Consider the following 18,913-nt stretch of genomic DNA (forward strand, 5'->3'; position numbering starts at 1 on the left):
GATGGCACCGTCGTTCGGCGGCCTGATCGCCAGCGGTCTTTCCCGTGCGTCGCTCGCCATCCACCAGCCGCCCACGGACCTTTCGAGCAACTACGGCGGCAAGCTCGGCGAGGTGCGGTTCGAGTTCAACCCGGACCAGCTCCAGCTCAGCCGGTCCGCGAGCTGGTTCACCGAGCAGGCCGTGGCCTACGACCGGGGCGCGCCGCCGAAGTTCACCGGCAGCCAGCCGGCCCAGCTCCAGCTGGAGGTGTTCCTCGACCGTTCCGGCGACCCGTCGTCGAACGATGTGAAGCAGCAGGTGGAGCTGTTGCTCTCGTGCTGCGAGGTGACCCAGCAGAGCATCAGCGCGATGGCGCCGTCGCCGCCGTGGGTGCAGTTCACCTGGGGGGCGTTCTCGACGGTGCAGTTCGTCGCGTACGTGACCTCGGTCTCCGCGACGTACACCCTGTTCAGCCCCAGTGGCATGCCGATCCGGGCCACCTGCTCGCTCTCGCTCACCGAGATCTCCAGCGCGACCAAGAAGCAGAACCCGACGTCGGGCGCGCTCTCGGCCCGCCGGGTGCACCGCACGGTCGCCGGGGACTCCCTCGCCTCCCTCGCCTGGCGGGAGTACGGCGACGCGACGCGCTGGCGTGTCATCGCCGAGGCGAACCGCATCGACGACCCGATGCGGCTGCGGCCCGGCACGGAACTGCTGCTCCCGTCCACCACCGAAACGCCGGAGACCGAGGGCACCTCATGAGCGAGAAGACCTTCACCACCGTCCTCCACGTGCAGCTCGACGGCACGCCGCTGCCGGACCCGCTCGCGGTCCGCCTGACCGAGGGCTGGGTGGACGCCAGCGTCAACGTCCCGTCCGCCTTCCAGCTGACCTTCGGCGACAAGGACGGCACCCTCACCACGAAGTTCCCCTTCCTCAAGGTCGGCGCCATGGCGGTGCTGTCCCCGTTCACCGACGGAAAGCTGGGCGAGCCCATGCTCACCGGCGAGGTGACCGCCGTCGAGGTGGACACGGCGCCCGGCCACGGCCGGTATCTGATCGTGCGCGGGTACGACCCGGGGCACCGGCTGCTGCGCAGTCGGCGCGTCGAGGGCTATCCGAACATGACGGCATCCGACATCGTCAGGAAGCTCGCCGCGCTCAATCGCATCCCGCTCGGCCGGGTCGACGCGACGCCCACCGTGTACGAGCTGGCCACCCAGCCCAACATCACCGACTGGGACTTCCTGTCCCGGCTCGCGCGGGAGAACGACGTCCGTCTCTCGCTGGATCCGGCGGGCCGGCTGGTGTTCGCGGCGCTGCCCCCGGCGTCCTCCGCGCCCGCCGACACGACGCCGGCGGCGGTCAGCCCGTACGTCCTGGACTTCGGCAGCAACACCCTGCAGAGCCGGGTGTCCGTCACGGCCGCGGGCCAGGTCGGCACGGTGGATGTGCGGGGCTGGGATCCGCGTACCAAGCAGGCGCTGTCCTCTCCGACGCCCGCCGTCGCGAGCAAGGAGATCGTCTCCGACATCACCCCGGCGCAGCTGTCCGCGCCGTTCGGACCGGCCGAACTGGCGGCGACCGACACGCCGTTCACCACGCAGTCCGAGGTGACGCGGGCGGCGACGGCGCTCGCCGACGACGTCACCGGGTCGTTCGCGGAGCTGGAGGTCGCCGTCACGGGCAATCCGGCGCTGAAGCCGGGACAGCCGGTGGCGGTGAAGGGTGCGGGCTTCCCCTTCGAGGGACGGTACACCGCCACCGGGGTGCGTCATGTCTTCGCCTCGGGGCGGCAGTTCACGACCTGGCTGACCGTGTCGGGGCGGCAGTTCCGTTCGCTGTACGGGACGGCTTCGGGCGGCGGGGAGGCCGCGCCGCCGATGCCGGGCGTCGCGGTCGCGCTCGTCACCAACACGAAGGATCCGCTGTCGCAGGGTCGGGTCAGGCTGCGTTTCCCGTGGCTGTCGGCGACGTACGAGAGCGGCTGGTGCCGGGTCGCCCAGCTGGGCGGTCGTGGTGGTGGCGGGCTCGTCCTGCCGGAGGTGGACGACGAGGTGCTGTGTGCCTTCGACCGGGGGTCGCTCGAGCATCCGTACGTTCTGGCGGGGCTGTACAACGGCGTCGACCGGCACACCCCGGCGACCGACCGGGTGCCGCCCGTCGATCCGACCAGCGGGCGGGTCCAGTGGCGTGCGCTGACCTCGCGTACCGGCCACACCGTGGAGCTGCGGGAGGAGGGCGGCCGGACGCGCGCCTCGCACGGCATCCGGCTGCGCACCGCGAAGGGCGGGCTGAGCGTCGAGCTGAACGAGGCCCGTACGACCTTGACCATCGCCAGCGACGGGACCGTCACGATCACGGGGGCCCGGGGAGTCACGGTCGAGTCGGGGACCGATCTGACGCTCTCCGCGAAGGGCCGGATCAAGCTCGACGCGGGGCTCGGCGTGGACATCAAGGCCGGGGTGAAGTTCAAGGTCTCGGCGCTGACCCAGGCCGTCGTCAACGCGCCGATGTTCGTCACGTCGACCGTCCCGATGCTCAACCCCGCCGCGGCGAACCTGCCGTTCTGACCGCCGGTGACCCGGCCCGGAGGAGGACCTTTCCTTGAGTGAGCATTTCGTCGGCGCGGGCTGGGCCTTCCCCCTGCGGACCGGCCCGAGCGGTTCCATCGCTCTCGTCCGGCGCGACCGGGAGATCGAGGAGTCGATGCGGCTGGTGCTCGCCACGGCTCCGGGCGAGCGGCCGATGCGGCCCGAATTCGGCTGCGCGGTGCACGAGTTGGTGTTCGCCCCGGTCAACGACGCGACGATGGGCCGGGTCCGGTACGAGGTGTTGTCCTCGCTCGACCGCTGGGAGCCGCGCATCGACGTGGAGGAGGTGACGGTCTCCCCCGCGCCCGGTGAGCCGACCACGCTGTACATCGACGTCCGCTACCGGGTGCGCGGTGCCAACAATCCGCGCAACCTCGTCTTCCCCTTCTACGTCATCCCCTCCGAGGACTGAAAGAGCCGCCATGGCCCTGCCCGCACCCCATCTCGACGACCGGCGCTTCCAGCAGTTCGTCGACGACGCCAAGCGCTACATCCAGCAGGCGTGCCCCGAGTGGTCCGACCACAACGTCTCGGACCCGGGCGTCACCCTGGTCGAGGCCGTCGCGCACATGGCGGACCAGCTCGTCTACCGTCTCAACCGGGTCCCGGAGAAGAACCATCTGGCCTTCCTCGACCTGCTCGGTGTGACACTGTTCCCGCCCGCCGCCGCTCGTGCCGAGATCACGTTCCGGCTGTCGGCTCCGCAGCCGGAGCCGGTGGTGCTGCCCACCGGGACGGAGGTGTCCACGGGCCGTACGGAGACGGAGGAGGCGGTGGTGTTCGCCACCACGGCCGACCTGACCGTCGTTCCCTGCACGTTGAGCCATCTCGTACGCCAGGAGGCGGGGGGCTCGCCCGAGGACCGTTCCCAGGATCTGATCGGCGGCGAGGACGTGCCGGCCTTCTCGCCTTCGCCGCGCGTCGGCGATCTGCTGCTGCTCGGTCTCTCGGCGGCCGTGCCGGACTGTCTCCTCGTCCTGGACCTGGACAGCCGGGTGGACGGCGTCGGCGTGGACCCGCGCCGGCCGCCCCTGGTGTGGGAGGCGTGGACCGCGGCCGAGGGCTGGGTGGTGTGCGAGGTCGACGAGGACACCACGGGCGGGCTCAACCGGCCGGGTGAGGTGGTGCTGCACATGCCGTCCGGGCACGCGGTGTCGCGGCTCGGCGGGCACGAGGCGGGCTGGGTGCGCTGCCGGGTCGTGGAGCCCGCCGAGGGGCTGCCGTCGTACAGCGAGTCGCCGACGGTACGGGCCGCGGGGGCGTTCACCATCGGCGGCACGGTACGCGCGGCGCACGCCGAGACGGTGCGCGACGAGCCGCTCGGCGACTCCGAGGGCGTCGCGGGGCAGCGGGTGCGGCTCGCGCACGCGCCGGTCGTGGACCGTCCGCCGCTACTCCTCCAGGTGGCGGAGCGCGCGGACGGCGGCATGGACGAGGAGGACCCGGAGGCCGGCTGGCAGGAGTGGAGCGTCGTCCGCGACTTCGCCTCCTCGCGTCCCGGCGACCGGCACTTCACGCTGGACGCGACCACCGGCGAGATCGCCTTCGGACCGTGCGTGCGCCAACCGGACGGCACCTTGCGGCAGTTCGGGGCGGTACCGCCGAAGGGCGCGGCGATCCGGGCGGTGCGGTACGGCACCGGGGGCGGCCGCGCGGGCAACGTGGCCCGGTCCACGATCACCGTCCTGCGCAGTTCCATCCCGTACATCGCGCGGGTGGAGAACCGCGAGGCGGCGCGGGGCGGGGTCGACGGGGAGACCGTCGAGGAGGCCAAGTCCCGTGCGCCGGTCAGCCTGCGCGCGCAGGAACGGGCGGTCACCGCCCGCGACTACGAGGAGCTGGCGCGCCGGGCGGCGCCCGAGGCGGCGCGGATCTCCTGCCTGGCGGCGGACGCCGCCGAGGCGGGCGAGAACGCGGTGCGTGTCCTGGTGGTGCCACAGGCGGTGCCGGACCGGGGCGGGCGGCTGCGGTTCGAGCAGCTCGTCCCGGGCGAGGAGCTGCTGTCCCGGGTGACCGGGTTCCTCGACGAGCGGCGTCCGCTGGGCACCCGGCTGGCGGTCGGGCCGCCGTTCTACCAGGGGGTGACGGTGGTGGCGACGCTGCACTCCTTCCGGGCGGCCGAGGCGGAGCGGGTGCGTGCCGAGGCGCTCGACACGCTGTACGCGTACCTGGATCCGCTGACGGGCGGGGCGCACGGCGAGGGGTGGCCGTTCGGGCGTCCGCTGCGGGCCGGGGAGGTCTTCGCGGCGCTCCAGCGGGTGCCCGGGGTGGAGCTGGTGGACGAGGTGCTGCTGCATCCGGCGGACCCGCTGACCGGTCGCAGGGGTGACACGACGGACCGGATCGAGTTGTCGCCTTCGGCGCTGCTCTTCCCGTTCGACCACCGTGTCCGTGTGATCGAGGCGCGGTGAGCGGGTCCGCGCGGGGTACGGTTCCGGGGCTCGCGTCGCCGTACCCGCTGGGGGCGGCGCTGCCCGCCGTCTACGCGGAGGACGACTTCGGGCAGCGGTTCGTCTCCGGTCTCGACGTCGTCCTCGCGCCTCTCTTCAACGTCCTGGACTCGCTGGAGGCGTACTTCTCTCCCGCGCTGGCCCCGGCCGACTTCGTGGACTACCTGGCGACCTGGGTCGGGGCGGAGCTGGACGGCGACGAGCCGCTGCCGCTGCGCCGGCACGCGGTCGCCTCCGCCGTGGCGCTGCACCGGGTCCGCGGCACGCGGCAGGGCCTCGCGGCGGCGGTCCGGCTGGCGTTCGGGGTCCCCCCGGAGATCACCGAGAGCGGGGGTGCGAGCTGGTCCGCCGGGCCGCTCGGCCCCTTCCCGGGGACGCCCGTGGCCGGGCTGCGTGTCGTTCTCCGGGTCGCCGACCCGGCCGCCGTGGATCCGCACCGACTGCGGGCGGTCGTGGCCGCGGCCCGTCCCGCGCACCTGCCGTTCACGGTGTCGGTGACCACTTCCCGTACATCCGAAGGAGCTTGACCCTGATGAGTGACGTGTCCCAGTCCCGTCCCTGCCCGGACTGCGCGAGCCCGGTGCGTACGTCGGGCCAGTCGTTCTGCGACAGTTGCGGAGCGTTCCTGCGCTGGGACGCCCCGGCCGGCGGGACCTCGTCCGATGCCGACACGGCGGCCCTGGAGGGTCCGGTCGGCGGGGCGACGCACGACGGTGGGGCGTCGGCTTCCGGGCCCCGACCGGAGCCGTCCCCTTCCCCTTCCCCGTCCCCGGAAGCTGCGTCGGCATCGGCATCGGCCGACTCCGGTGCGGCCGACGGCCCGACCTCCGTCGATCCCGAGGAGGTGACCGCGCCGCTGCCCGCCGTGGAGGCGTCCTCGGAGGCGCCCGCGCCCGCCGCGCCACCGGCGGACGGGCCTTCGGACACGCTCGTACGCTCCCTCCTGGTCCCGGTGCCGGGGAACCGGCCCGGCGAGCCTGCCGTCGCCGCGCCCGTGCTGCCCGCGCGGCCGGAGGCGGCGCGTCCGACGGTCCGGGCCGCCGAGGCGCCGGCGCCCGTCCCGGGCGGCACCCCGTGCCCGGCGTGCTCGCTCGCCAACACTCCGGGGCGGCGCTTCTGCCGCTTCTGCGCGACCCCGATGGTCCCCGAGCAGCTCTCCACGGCCGAGGGCCCGTACGCGGGCCGGCGTCCCGGGCTGAACCGCGACCGGAGCCGCTGGATCGTGCGCGCCCTGATCGCCGCGGGGGTCGTGGCCGTGGTGGTCGGCGGTGTGGTCGGTGGCCCTCCCGCCGTCCGCGCGGTCCAGGACCACTTCGCCACCCGGGTCCCGGTGCACCCGGTCGCCTGGGCGGCCTCCCACTCGGCGCCGAAGCAGGAACCGAAGCTGGTGGGCGACGGCTACTCCAACACCTGGTGGGGGACGGGGTACGCGGGTGACTCGGCCGGGCAGTACCTGGAGGCCCGTTTCGCCGAGCCGACCGATCTGCTGAGCGTCCTGATCACCCCCGGCAGTTCGAAGAACACCACCCAGGCGGACGGTCAGGCGACGCCGCGCACCTTCGACCTCGTGGTCAGGGACTCCTCGGGCGAGGCGCGGGTCTCACAGCACCGCATCAACGACGGCGGCACCCAGCGGGTCGACGTGCGGGTGCGGGACGCGCTGTCGGTGCAGCTGGTGCTGCGGACGGCGTGGCGGGCGGACCCGCGCAAGCAGGTGGCCGTCGCGGAGCTGGAGTTCTTCGGCCGATCGGTCAACTGACGCCCGTCGTTCCTGTGGTCCGGCCGGGCCGGTGTTCCTTCCCCGGCCGGACCGCTCGTCACCGTTGACGACACGACTGACGTTCGACGACACGGCCGACCGTCGCCTCGGGGTCATGCCTTCCACTCCCGAAGGGTTGACGGCCTCAAGTGCGGCCCATAACTTCACTACTTGATAAAAGGCTTGCTGTTGTGGTCCGTCGCGAGACGGAACGGCGAAAGGGTTGTCAGGTGCATAACACACTCAGGCGTGGGCTCGCGTATCTCCGAGGAGGCGGACCGGAGCGACGGGGAGGAAGCACCCGGACCCACCGCCTCCGGCCCCTCACCGCGCTCACCGCCGGCGCCCTCGTCGCCAGCAGCCTGGTCCTGGCGGGTCCTGGCACCGCGCAGGCCGCAGGGGAGCGGGTCGACGTCTGGCTCACCACCACCTCCGACTCCGGCGGCCGTACCGTCACCCGCGGTCTCGCCCCACAGGCGCCCCTCGCGTTCGGCCCGGCCGGCGGGACCGCGAGCCACACGATCACCGTCGACGAGAGCACCACCTACCAGCAGTTCGAGGGCGGCGGCGCGTCGATCACCGACACGACCGCCCATCTGCTGCGTGGGGGCGCCGTCAGCGCCGCCACCCGCGACGAGGTGATGCGCAAGCTGTTCTCGCCGACCGACGGCATCGGACTGTCCTTCGTCCGCAACCCCATCGGCGCCTCCGACCTCTCCCGCCCCGGGCACGTCTCGCTCGACGACACCTGTTGCGACCTGAACGACTTCGGGTCCAACGGCTACGACACGAACGTCCGGCTGCTGACAGCCCAGGCCAAGCAGCTCAACCCGGCGCTCCGGGTCAAGGGTGTGCCGTGGAGCGCCCCCGGCTGGATGAAGGACAACGGCCGGATGGACCAGATGGGCTGGCTCAAGGCGGAGTACTACCCGCTGTACGCCCAGTACCTGGTCAAGTACGTGCAGAGCTACCAGGCCGCCGGGGTGAAGGTCGACTACCTCTCCGTGCAGAACGAGCCGAACTGCTGTCAGGCCGGCAACCCCACCGCCATGAACTACCCGGGCATGAGCTGGAACCCGGCCGGGCTCGTCGAGTTCACCAAGAACCACGTCTACCCGGCCTTCCGGGCCGCGGGCATCACCACCAAGGTCCTCGTGCACGACTGGAACTACGGCGACTACGCCACCTTCGGCGCGGGCATCCTGGGCGACGCGGGGGTGCGCAACGATCCCCTGTTCGGCGGCATCGCCTGGCACGGCTACTTCGGCGACCCGGCCGTCGGCACCCAGGTCCACGACCAGTACCCGTCGGTGAAGCAGTTCAGCACCGAGCACTCGGGCGGCACCTGGATCGGCAACCAGCACAACGAGGACCTGAACGACATCGTCGGCTACGCCCGCAACTGGAGCGGAAGCCTGGTCAAGTGGAGCCTCGGGCTCAACCAGAACATGGGCCCGCACAACGGCGGCTGCGGCACCTGCACCGGTCTCATCACCGTGCAGGAGGGCGGCGCCCGCGCGGGGCAGGTCGACTACACGGTCGAGTACTACACGACGGGTCACCTGACCAAGTTCGTCAGGCCCGGGGCGTACCGCATCGCCTCCACCGCCAACAGCACGGTCCAGAACGTGGCCTGGCGCAACTCCGACGGCTCCAAGGCGCTGATCGCCCACAACGGCGGTGCCTCCGCCCAGTCCGTCCGGGTGAACTGGGGCAACCAGTCCTTCACGTACGCGCTGCCCGCCCGTACCACCGCGACCTTCACCTGGTCGGGGACGGCCGGCGGCGGCACCGGCTCCGGCCCGCTGACCGGTCTGGCCGGGAAGTGCCTGGACGTGGCCGGTGGCGCCACCGCCGACGGCACCCCCGTCCAGCTGTACGGCTGCAACGGCACCACGGCGCAGCGCTGGACGCTCGCCGCCGACGGCAGCGCCCGGGCCCTCGGCAAGTGCCTCGACGTCACCGGCGGTTCGACGGCCGACGGCGCCCAGGTCCAGTTGTACAACTGCAACGGCACCGCAGCGCAGCGCTGGACCTACGACGCCGGCACGCACGACCTCGTCAACACGGGCGCGAACAAGTGCCTGGACATCACCGGCAACTCCTCCGCCGACGGGACCCGGGCGCAGATCTGGACCTGCACCGGCGGGGCCAACCAGAAGTGGACCCACAACCCGGCCTGAGCCACCGGCCCTCACCCGCCCCTCTCCGCCCACCCCACAGGCCTCCGCCTGTCCAAGGAGCCCGCATGCCATCCGCACGTCCCCGGAGGACGGTGAGCGCGGCGGTGGTCGCCGCGACCGCCGTACTCACCGGCCTGCTCACCGGCAGCCTGCCGACCGCCGCCGCCCAGGAACCCGCTCCCCGAGCCGTCGACCGGTTCGAGGGCGAGGTCCCGTTCGCCGCGCCACCCGCGGAAGGCCTCTTCACCTGGGGCAACGCCACCGATTCGCACCCGCAGCTCGAACTGCGGGAGCGCGCCGACGCGCCCGAGGGCGACAAGGTCCTCGAAGGGCGCTACGACATCAGCGGCTGGGGCGGCTTCACCCATGACTTCGCCTTCGACCGCCCGGCCCACGACTGGACCGCGTACAAGGGCATCCGGCTGTGGTGGTACGGCCAGAACACCGCTCCGCTGCCGCCCGGCTCGGGCAAGCGGATCGCCCTGGAGATCAAGGACGGCGGCGCGAACGGCGAGGCGTCCGAGCTGTGGACGACGTCCTTCACCGACGACTGGGAGGGCTGGCACCTCGTCGAGATCCCGTTCTCCGAGTTCACGTACCGGACCGACTACCAGCCGGTCGGCGGCATCGACCAGGTCCTCGGGCTCGACCGGATGTGGGGGTACGCCGTCACGCTGCCGACCGGCGGGCCCGGGGCGTTCGCCCTCGACGGCGTGGAGCTGTACGGCACGGCGGAACCGGCTCTCACCACCAAGGTGGTCACGAAGTCCGTCGTGCACCCGGTCGACGAGGGCGGCAGCGCCCGGGTCGACGTCTCGGTGGCCACCACGGGCTCCGGGCCGCTCGGCGAGCCCGTCACCGTCACGTACGGGACGGAGGGCGGCGGCAGCGCCGAGCCGGGGAAGGACTACCGGCCCGTCACGGGCAGCGTCGTCTTCCCCGCCGGGACGCCGTCCGGTACGACCCGCTCGATCATCGTGCCGACGCTGAGGGACGGCGCCGCCGAGTCCGCCGAGACGGTGCCGCTCCGGCTGACCGTCGAGGGCGCGAAGGCTCCCGCGGAGACGCCGTTGGTCGTGGTGAACGCGCACGGCCTGCCGTACCTGGACACGAGGCTGCCGGAACGCAAGCGGGTCGCCGACCTGCTCTCCCGGATGTCCCTCGCGGAGAAGGCCGGCCAGATGACGCAGGCCGAGCGCAACGCGCTGCGCGCGCCGGGCGACATCGCCGGCTACGCCCTGGGGTCCCTGCTCTCCGGCGGTGGCTCGGTCCCGACCCCCAACACGCCCGAGGGCTGGGCCGCGATGGTCGACGCGTACCAGCTGCGCGCGCAGGCGACCCGCTTCCAGATCCCCCTGATCTACGGCGTGGACGCGGTGCACGGCCACAACAACGTCATCGGGGCGACGATCATGCCGCACAACATCGGCATCGGCGCGGGCCGCGATCCGGAGTCGGCCGCGAGGACCGGCGCCGTGACCGCGAAGGAGGTACGGGCCACCGGCGTCCCCTGGGACTTCGCCCCCTGCGTGTGCGTGACCCGCGACGAACGCTGGGGCCGTTCGTACGAGGCCTTCGGCGAGGACCCCGCGCTCGTCACCGCCATGGAGACGGTCATCAACGGCATGCAGGGCGCCCGTAACGGCAAGGACCTCGACCGGAACGACAAGGTCCTCACCAGCGCCAAGCACTTCGTCGGCGACGGCGGCACCGCCTTCGGCTCCTCGACCACCGGTTCGTACACCATCGACCAGGGCGTCACGAAGGTCACCCGCGCGGAGCTGGAAGCCGTGCATCTCGCCCCGTTCGCCGAGGCGGTGAAGCGCGGCGCCGGCACGGTCATGCCCTCGTACTCCTCGCTCGACATCCTGGGCGACGACCAGGGTCCCGTGAAGATGCACGCCAACGCCGAGATGATCAACGGGGTCCTCAAGGACCGCATGGGCTTCGAGGGCTTCGTCATCAGCGACTGGCAGGCCATCGACCAGATCCCCGGTGACTACCCCAGCGACGTGCGGACCTCGGTGAACGCCGGGCTCGACATGATCATGGTGCCGACGAACTACCAGGAGTTCACCCGGACCCTCACCGCTGAGGTGGAGGCCGAGCGGATCGCCACCGCGCGGATCGACGACGCCGTGGCCCGCGTCCTCACCCAGAAGTTCCGTCTCGGCCTGTTCGAGAAGCCGTACGCGGACAGGACGCACCTGCCGTCGATCGGATCGCCCGAGCACCGCGCGGTGGCGCGCGAGGCCGTGGCGAAGTCGCAGGTGCTCCTGAAGAACGAGGGCGCGGTCCTGCCGCTGAAGCCGTCGCAGAAGGTGTACGTGGCCGGGTCGAACGCCGACGACCTCGGCAACCAGGCCGGGGGCTGGACCATCAGCTGGCAGGGCTCCTCCGGACGTACGACCACCGGCACCACCATCCTCGAAGGGATGCGCGAGGCCGCGCCGGACGCCGACATCGCCTGGTCGAAGGACGCCTCCGCGCCGACCGACGGCTACGACGCCGGCGTGGTGGTGGTCGGCGAGACCCCGTACGCGGAGGGGTTCGGCGACGTCGGCAACGGCAACGACCTCGAACTGACCCCCGCCGACAAGACGGCGGTCGACAAGGTCTGCGCGGCGATGCCGTGCGCGGTCCTGGTCGTGTCCGGTCGGCCACAGCTCATCGGCGACCGGCTGCCGGCGATCGACGCGCTCGTCGCGTCCTGGCTGCCCGGCACGGAGGGCGACGGTGTCGCCGACGTCCTCTACGGCAGGCGGCCGTTCACCGGCCAGCTGCCGGTGACGTGGCCGAAGTCGGAGGCGCAGCTGCCGATCAACGTGGGCGACAGCCGCTACGACCCGCAGTACCCGTACGGCTGGGGGCTGACGACGCTCACCCCGACCCCGTCCGGAGGGGAGCCCGCGCTACGGGGCATCGGCATCGCCGCCAAGGCGCTCCAGGCCATCGGGCGGGGCGACTCCCCCGAGGGCCGGAAGCTCGTCGCGGCGGCGCGGCTCGTCGTGCAGAAGAAGATCGGCCAGGACATCACGGAGGCCGAGGCGAAGCCGTTCGCCGAGGCGGACCATCTGCTGCTCACGGGCGACCTGACGGGAGCGGTGGCCAAGCTGACGGAGGCGTACCGGGCAGCGAGCTGACGGAACGCACGCGGCTCCGAGGCGATCCCCCTCGGGGAGGGGCGCCTCGGAGCCGAAAAGGCCCAGCACGCACGCCGCCCCCGCCGAATCCGTGGTTCGGCGGGGGCGGAGGGCGGTGGTGGCGTCCGGGGTCAGCGGGCCAGCAGCTGGAGCGAGTCGATGACGCGGTTCGAGAAGCCCCACTCGTTGTCGTACCAGGCGACGACCTTGATGTGGCGGCCCTCGACGCGCGTGAGCTCCGAGTCGAAGATCGACGAAGCCGGGTTGCCCGTGATGTCGGCGGAGACCAGAGCGTCCTCCGAGTACTCCAGGACACCGGCGAGGGGGCCCTCCGCCGCGGCGCGGTACGCCGCGAGGACGTCCTCGCGGGTCACGTCGCGGGCGACGGTGGTGTTGAGCTCGACGATCGAGCCGACCGGGACCGGTACGCGGATCGAGTCGCCCGACAGCTTGCCGTCGAGGTTCGGCAGCACGTGGCCGATCGCCTTGGCGGCGCCCGTCGAGGTCGGCACGATGTTGACGCCGGCGGCGCGGGCACGGCGCGGGTCGCGGTGCGGGCCGTCCTGGAGGTTCTGCTCCTGCGTGTAGGCGTGGACCGTCGTCATGAAGCCGTGCTCGATGCCGGCCAGGTCGTCGAGGACCTTGGCGAGGGGCGCGAGCGCGTTCGTCGTGCACGAGGCGTTCGAGACGATCGTGTGCAGGTCCGGGTCGTACGCGTCGGTGTTGACGCCGTACGCGAGCGTGACATCGGCACCGTCGGCGGGCGCGCTGACGAGCACACGCTTGGCACCGGCGTCGATGTGGGCACGGGCGGCCTTGGCGTTGGTGAACCGGCCGGTCGCCTCGAGGACGATCTCGACGCCGAGCTCGGCCCAGGGAAGCTGCGCCGGCTCGCGCTCGGCGAGCACCTTGATGCGGTGGCCGTCGACGACGAGGGTGTCGCCCTCGACAGTCACCGGGCGGCCGAGGCGGCCCGAGGTCGAGTCGAAGGCGAGCAGTCGCGCGAGGGCCTTCGGCTCCGTCAGGTCGTTGACGGCCACGACCTCGAGGTCGGTGTCGCGCTCGAGCAGTGCGCGGAGCACGTTGCGTCCGATGCGGCCGAATCCGTTGATGGCGATGCGAGTCATGAATGGTGTCCCTTCAACTTCTGCGTCGCCACCAGGTTCGCGCGGAGGAGGCGACCTCGACAGAGGCGGGATCGCCACGGTCCGCAAGGATCACGCCACGGACGCGGAGATCCGCTATTCGCCCTTGGTGAAGGTCCGCCGGTACTCGCTCGGCGTGGTGCCCAGGATGCGCTGGAAGTGCAGTCGCAGATTCGCGCCGGTGCCGAGCCCGACGTCGGCGGCGATCTGCTCGACGCTCCGCTCCGAACGCTCCAGGAGTTCACGGGCCAGGTCGACCCGGGCGCGCATCACCCACTGCATGGGGGTGTAGCCGGTGTCCTCGACGAAGCGGCGCGAGAACGTCCGCGGGGAGACGGCCGCGTGCTGGGCCAGCGCGTCGAGGGTGAGCGGCTCGGCGAGCCGGTGCAGCGCCCACTCGCGGGTCGCGGCGAACCGTTCGCCGAGCGGCTCGGGCAGGCTGCGCGGCACGTACTGGGCCTGGCCGCCGCTGCGGTACGGGGCGGCGACCAGGCGTCGGGCCGCGTGGTTCGCGGCGGCCACGCCGAGGTCGCCGCGCAGGATGTGCAGGCACAGGTCGATGCCCGAGGCGGCGCCGGCCGAGGTGAGCACACTGCCCTCGTCGACGAAGAGGACGTTCTCGTCGACCTGTACGAGGGGGCGTTTCGCCGCGAGCGCCTGGGTGTAGTGCCAGTGGGTGGTGGCGCGCTTGCCGTCGAGGAGGCCCGTCGCGGCGAGCGCGAAGGCGCCGGTGGAGATGGCCGCGAGGCGGGCGCCCCGGTCATGAGCCGCGATCAGGGCTTGCACGACGGCCGGCGGCGGATCCTCACGGTCGGGGAAGCGGTAGCCGGGGACGAAGACGATGTCGGCCCACGCGAGCGTGTCGAGGCCGTGGGCGACGGCGTACGAGAGTCCGTCGCCCCCGGTGACCGGGCCGGGTTCCGCGCCGCAGACCCGCACCTCGTACGGCATGCTCGCGCGGGTCGTGAAGACCTGCGCGGGGATACCGACGTCGAGCGGCTTCGCCCCTTCGAGGACGAGGACGGCGACGCGGTGGAGGCGAAGGGCAGGTGGCACGGGGTCGAGCGTACGCGGCGGGGAGCGCCGGCCCGGCCACCTGCCCGTCCGGTCGGACGGTCACCTCGTCATGAGGCCACCACGTCATGAGGTCACCACGTACCTCGTCACCGTCCATTTCTGGTTCGCGGCGCCGGTGCAGGTCCAGATCTGGAGCCGGGTGCCGTTGGCGGAGCTGTTGCCGGTGGCGTCCAGGCACTTGCCGGACTGCGGGCTGACGAGGTCCCTGGCGGTGTTGGCGGTCCAGCGCTGGGCGGCTGTGCCGTTGCAGTCCCACGGCTGGACGGGCGTGCCGTCCGCCGTGCCGCCGGAGGCGACGTCGAGGCACTTGCCGAGCGCCCGTACGGTTCCGTCCGCCGCCACGGTCCACTGCTGGGCGCCGGTGCCGTTGCAGTCGTAGAGCTGGACGGGGGTGCCGTTGGCGCTGTTCGCTCCGGCGACGTCGACGCATTTGCCGCCGATCCCGGTGATCGGTCCGGCGGCGCCGGGGCTGTCGGCGGTGGTGACGCGGACGTGGTCGACGACGAGTTGCTGCGGGAAGGTGGTGGAGCCGTCCGGGTCACCGGGCCAGTAGCCGCCGACCGCGAGGTTGAGGACGAGGAAGAACGGCTTGTCGAAGACCCAGGCCCGGCCGCCGAGATCGGCGGGCGTACGGGTCTGGTAGACGTTGCCGTCCACGGACCAGGTGATCCGGCCGGGCGACCAGTCGATGGCGAAGGTGTGGAAGGCGTCGGCGAAGGCCTGCCCGCCGGGCAGGGTGTATCCGGCGCCGATGCCGCCGGAGCCGGAGTAGCCGGGGCCGTGCAGCGTGCCGTGCACGGTGGACGGTTCGAAGCCGACGTTCTCCATGATGTCGATCTCGCCGGAGGCCGGCCAGCCGACCTGGCCCAGGTCGTCGCCGAGCATCCAGAACGCGGGCCACATGCCCTGGCCGCGCGGCACCTTCATCCGGGCCTCGACGTGGCCGTACCGGGTGGTGAACTTCCCGGCGGTGTTGAGCCGGGCCGAGGTGTACTCGCACCGGCCGTACCAGCACTGGTAGTTGCCGGGGTTCTCCTTGCGGGCGGTGATCACGAGGTGACCCTGGCCGTCGAGCGCCGCGTTGCTGTTGCCTGCCGTGTAGTACTGCCGTTCGTGGTTGTTGACGTTGTCACCGGTCTCGATCTGCCACCTTGAGCCGTTCACGGGAAGTCCGGCGGCGCCGTCGAAGTCGTCGGAGAAGGTGACGGCGGCGGCTCCTTGGGGGGCCGGAGGCTGGAGGGCGGCGGCGGGGCTGGTGGGGCTCAGACCGAGCGCGGCGGCGGCCACGGCGAGCGCGAGCGCCGTGACGGCGGTGAACAGCGGCCGCCGTGGGGAGCGGGAGGAGGGCATGACTCTCTCTTCCGGGGATGTGGGGAGACGAGGGGTGATGTCATGGGCATGACACAGACTCAGTTCATCACCCCATGATTTAAGAAGTGAAGTAAGAGGGCGTCAAGAGGTGCGGTCCGCCCTCCCCTTCTTCTCAGCCGGCGTTGCCGGCGTGGGTGAGCGTCTCCCAGGCGACGAAGAGGTTGTCTGTGCCCGCCGGGCGCCTGGACTCGGTGAGGTTCTGCGTGTTGGTCATCGCGTACCCCATGCGGTGGTGCAGCGCGTTGAAGCCCACTTCGGTGACGGGCCCGAGGTGGTCCTTGAGCACGCCGCCGCAGAGCCAGCTCGGGACCGGCTGGCCCAGCTCGTACTTGGCGTGGAGCCCGAGGGCGTGGCGGAGCCGGTCGGCGACCTCGGGATAGAGGTCCTGGCCCTGGATGCGGCTCGTCTCGGCGATGTGCGCGATGGCGGCGAGCCCGTAGCCGGTGTGGGTGAGGTCGCGGCAGGTCTCCTGGGTGAGCCCGTCGACGAAGGTGGTCTGCCCCTGCCAGTACCGGACGATCTCGTCGCGCGTGTCGAGTCCGCTGCCCGGTGCGGCCTTCGGCAGGGCGCCGTCGCTCGCGAGGTAGATGTACGCGGGGACCCGGCCGCGGAACTTGGTCACGGCCTTGTCGTAGGCGGCGCGGTCCTCGAGGAAGACGGCGATGCCGATCGCGGCCTCCGTCATGCTGAGCTCCCAGTTGCCGTTGGAGTGGGAGCCGTTCGCGACCTCGGGGAGGTAGACCGTGCGCAGCATGGTCTTGAAGCGGTCCACGCGCGCCTGGGGCCAGCCCGTGTACGTGTAGCGGATGATCTCGGCGGCGCGCGGCCAGGAGGATCCGGCCCAGCCGGTCTGCAGGGGCGCGTTGGAGTTGGTGTGGTCCGTGATCACACCGGACCAGGCGTCCATGATCTCGATCGCCTTCTGGGCGTAGCGGCTGTCCCGGGTGACGTACCAGGCGAGGGAGAGGGTGTACGCGGCGATGGCGTCCTCGCGCTCGTCGGTGCAGCCGTTGTTCGGGTTCGAGTACGAGCCGCACTCCACGACGGAGCGGGGTTTCGGAATCCGGGACAGCGAGGCGTACCTGCTCGTCATCATCCGGTCGAAGGCCGCCTTCCAGGGCTGTGCCCCGGCGTTGACCTGCTGGCGGGTGAAGTCGAGCTGCCCCCGCGAGACCAGCACACCGGGGTGGACGAACGTGACGGGGGCAGCTTCGGCCCGGCCGCCTCCGGGGCCGGCGATCAGTGCGGCGAGGAGAGCGGCGGCGAGCAGGGGGACGGCGAGCAGCACGCTCCTTCCGGTGCGGTTCGTAGCGGAACCATCGCGCCATCTGGACATGGGGTTGCCCTCTCTTCAGATATGTGAACAGCTGACAGCTGTCGAGGCCGGAACCTAAAGGTCTGAACCAGAGGCGTCAAGGGGTCCGAACCGGTGCCGGATGAAGGGGTCGGCCGACTCGTGTCCGGCACGCGGTTCCGCACGCCGTACGATTTCCCCCGTTGTCAACCACACCGCCCGAAGGAGATTCCCCATGGCCCAGGTCACGCTGAAGGGCAACCCGGTACAGGTCAACGGCACCCTGCCCGCCCCGGGCAGCCAGGCTCCTGACTTCGCGCTCGTCGCCGAGGGCCTCGCGGACGCGACGCTGAAGGACTACGCCGGTCTGCGCAAGGTCCTCAACATCTTCCCGAGCGTCGACACCCCGACGTGCGCGTCCTCCGTCCGCGCGTTCAACGAGAGGGCCGCCGAGGTGGAGAACACGGTGGTGCTCTGCATCTCCGCCGATCTGCCCTTCGCCCAGGCCCGCTTCTGCGGTGCCGAGGGCCTGGAGAACGTCAAGAGCCTCTCGACGCTCCGCGGCCGCGAGTTCCACACCAACTACGGCGTGGAGATCGCGGACGGCCCGCTGGCCGGCCTGACCGCCCGCGCCGTCGTCGTCCTCGACGAGAACGACAAGGTGCTGCACGCCGAGCTCGTGAACGAGATCTCCCACGAGCCCACCTACGACGCCGCGCTCGCCGTCCTGAAGTAGGCGCCGGGCCCGTCGGGCCACGACGCACGCGAGGAAGCCCCTCCACCGTGTCGGTGGAGGGGCTTCCTCGCGTCCGTTCCCGGGGGCGCGTCTCAGCGGCGGGAGGCCGAGAAGGCCTCCCCTGCGAGGACGAGAAGCGCCTTCGCGCGCGAGGGCTTCGACGCGGTGGCGAGCAGTCCGGGGCCGCTGCGCAGCACGGCCTGGAGGCGCAGGTCCTGAACCCGGATCAGGGCGCGTACGAAGGGCCGCACCTCACGGTCGACGACGGTCTCCAGTGCGCGGGAGGCCGTCAGGCAGTTCCGTGCCTTCTCCGCCTGCTCCAGGAGAAGACGTCCGAGCGCTCCGGTGTCGCACTCCCCCGCCGCCAGACCCTTCGGGTCGAGGCCGTGCGCGGCCAGCGCGTCGAGCGGAATGCCGATCCGACCGGTGGTCAGGTCCTCGCCCAGGTCCTCCAGCCAGTCGAGTCGCTGCATCGCCTCGATCAGCAGCCGGCAGCACCGCAGGAACTCCGGTTCGTTCGCCGGTGACCTCGGCAGCAGACCCGCGGTCAGCATGAAGGCCGGCATCGCGTAGTCGTCGACGTAGGCGCGCACGTCGGTGTCGGAGGCGAAGCCCTCCCAGCGGACCTCCGCCCGCGCCCCGGCGAGGAACTCCCCCACGTGTGTACGGAGTGAGGGATGCCGGTCAGCGCTGCGGCACAGGGCCCGCAGCACGGCGTCCTCCGACGTGCCCGCCGCGAGGGCCCGTCGGGTCCGTCCCTGCCACTGCTCCAGGGCGGTCGCGCGCCGGGCCGCGTCGCCCTGGTCGATCCGGTCGTCGGTGACGTGCATGAAGGCCACGGCCGCGATCACGCCGGGCACGACGTCCGCCGGCAGCAGGAGTCGCACGGCGAGGTACTCCGCGGGGGCGAAGCGGGCGACGCGCCGTCGCTGCCCGCTGTGGTCCCGGCGGGCGGCGGCGTCGGTGATTCCGGCCCTGGTGAGGCATCGCCCCCAGGGGGCCCACCGGGTCCCCGGTCGCGGGATGCGGGTCATGTCCAGCCCTTCGGCGATGATCACTGCAACGGCCGGGACACTACCCTGCCGTCCGCGCGGTGCCGGGACCGGCGCCGGAAGCGCGGGCTCCGGAGGCGCGGGCTCCGTAACCCGCTCCCCGTGTCAGGAACCGTTTCCGGGCGTTGG

The 18,913-nt window shown here is 72.0% G+C and carries 14 protein-coding genes; 9 read left to right on the forward strand and 5 right to left on the reverse strand.

Annotation, left to right across the window (positions count from 1 at the left end):
* The first annotated feature begins 1 nt into the window (after position 1).
* The 8 genes from ACIRB7_RS12430 to ACIRB7_RS12465 all read left to right on the forward strand — a co-directional run bounded on the left by ACIRB7_RS12430 (position 2) and on the right by ACIRB7_RS12465 (position 12,109).
* Positions 2-742 (forward strand): LysM peptidoglycan-binding domain-containing protein, encoded by a 741-nt coding sequence (locus tag ACIRB7_RS12430; protein WP_403596329.1) that lies wholly within the window; start codon positions 2-4, stop codon positions 740-742.
* On the forward strand, positions 739-2,553 hold the full coding sequence (locus tag ACIRB7_RS12435) for a VgrG-related protein (protein ID WP_403596331.1): 1,815 nt from the start codon (positions 739-741) through the stop codon (positions 2,551-2,553). Before ACIRB7_RS12430 ends, ACIRB7_RS12435 begins: the two co-directional genes overlap by 4 nt.
* 34 nt (positions 2,554-2,587) lie before the next feature.
* Positions 2,588-2,986, forward strand: a complete 399-nt coding sequence (locus tag ACIRB7_RS12440) for a GPW/gp25 family protein (protein ID WP_351219852.1) — start codon at positions 2,588-2,590, stop codon at positions 2,984-2,986.
* Positions 2,987-2,996: 10 nt separating this feature from the next.
* Positions 2,997-4,985, forward strand: a complete 1,989-nt coding sequence (locus ACIRB7_RS12445) for a putative baseplate assembly protein (protein ID WP_403596334.1) — start codon at positions 2,997-2,999, stop codon at positions 4,983-4,985.
* Complete coding sequence (locus ACIRB7_RS12450; RefSeq protein WP_403596337.1) at positions 4,982-5,551, forward strand: phage tail protein; 570 nt, start codon at positions 4,982-4,984, stop codon at positions 5,549-5,551. The genes ACIRB7_RS12445 and ACIRB7_RS12450 overlap by 4 nt, the downstream gene beginning before the upstream one ends.
* Positions 5,552-5,556: 5 nt before the next feature.
* Positions 5,557-6,783 (forward strand): NADase-type glycan-binding domain-containing protein, encoded by a 1,227-nt coding sequence (locus tag ACIRB7_RS12455; RefSeq protein WP_403596340.1) that lies wholly within the window; start codon positions 5,557-5,559, stop codon positions 6,781-6,783.
* Positions 6,784-7,145: 362 nt separating this feature from the next.
* Positions 7,146-8,966 carry a lectin gene (locus ACIRB7_RS12460; protein WP_403597649.1) on the forward strand — a complete coding sequence of 607 codons (1,821 nt, stop codon included), beginning with the start codon at positions 7,146-7,148 and terminating at the stop codon, positions 8,964-8,966.
* 65 nt (positions 8,967-9,031) lie between these two features.
* Positions 9,032-12,109 carry a glycoside hydrolase family 3 protein gene (locus ACIRB7_RS12465; RefSeq protein ID WP_403596343.1) on the forward strand — a complete coding sequence of 1,026 codons (3,078 nt, stop codon included), beginning with the start codon at positions 9,032-9,034 and terminating at the stop codon, positions 12,107-12,109.
* A 131-nt stretch (positions 12,110-12,240) separates the two neighbouring features.
* On the opposite strand, the gene gap is transcribed toward ACIRB7_RS12465, so the two are convergent.
* From gap to ACIRB7_RS12485, 4 genes are all read right to left on the reverse strand, one after another.
* Positions 12,241-13,236, reverse strand: coding sequence for a type I glyceraldehyde-3-phosphate dehydrogenase (gene gap, locus ACIRB7_RS12470; protein WP_403596345.1), 996 nt, complete (start codon positions 13,234-13,236; stop codon positions 12,241-12,243).
* A gap of 114 nt (positions 13,237-13,350) precedes the next feature.
* Entirely contained in the window at positions 13,351-14,310 is a 960-nt protein-coding gene (locus ACIRB7_RS12475) for a GlxA family transcriptional regulator (RefSeq protein ID WP_403596348.1), read from the reverse strand.
* Positions 14,311-14,394: 84 nt separating this feature from the next.
* Positions 14,395-15,681 carry a ricin-type beta-trefoil lectin domain protein gene (locus ACIRB7_RS12480; protein WP_403596351.1) on the reverse strand — a complete coding sequence of 429 codons (1,287 nt, stop codon included), beginning with the start codon at positions 15,679-15,681 and terminating at the stop codon, positions 14,395-14,397.
* 133 nt (positions 15,682-15,814) lie between these two features.
* Positions 15,815-17,038: an alginate lyase family protein gene (locus ACIRB7_RS12485; RefSeq protein WP_403596354.1), complete on the reverse strand. Its 1,224-nt coding sequence runs from the start codon at positions 17,036-17,038 to the stop codon at positions 15,815-15,817.
* Positions 17,039-17,231: 193 nt separating this feature from the next.
* Between ACIRB7_RS12485 and tpx the strand changes: the two genes are divergently transcribed.
* The gene (gene tpx, locus ACIRB7_RS12490) at positions 17,232-17,732 is read left to right on the forward strand and encodes a thiol peroxidase (RefSeq protein WP_403596357.1); all 501 of its coding nucleotides are present in this window, start codon (positions 17,232-17,234) and stop codon (positions 17,730-17,732) included.
* Positions 17,733-17,824: 92 nt separating this feature from the next.
* Here the strand turns inward: tpx and ACIRB7_RS12495 are convergent, their stop codons facing one another.
* Positions 17,825-18,766 carry a phytoene/squalene synthase family protein gene (locus tag ACIRB7_RS12495; protein WP_403596360.1) on the reverse strand — a complete coding sequence of 314 codons (942 nt, stop codon included), beginning with the start codon at positions 18,764-18,766 and terminating at the stop codon, positions 17,825-17,827.
* Between the last annotated feature and the right edge of the window lie 147 nt (positions 18,767-18,913).

The organism is Streptomyces sp. NPDC093795 (genome assembly GCF_044764665.1).
Classification (GTDB): Bacteria; Actinomycetota; Actinomycetes; order Streptomycetales; family Streptomycetaceae; genus Streptomyces.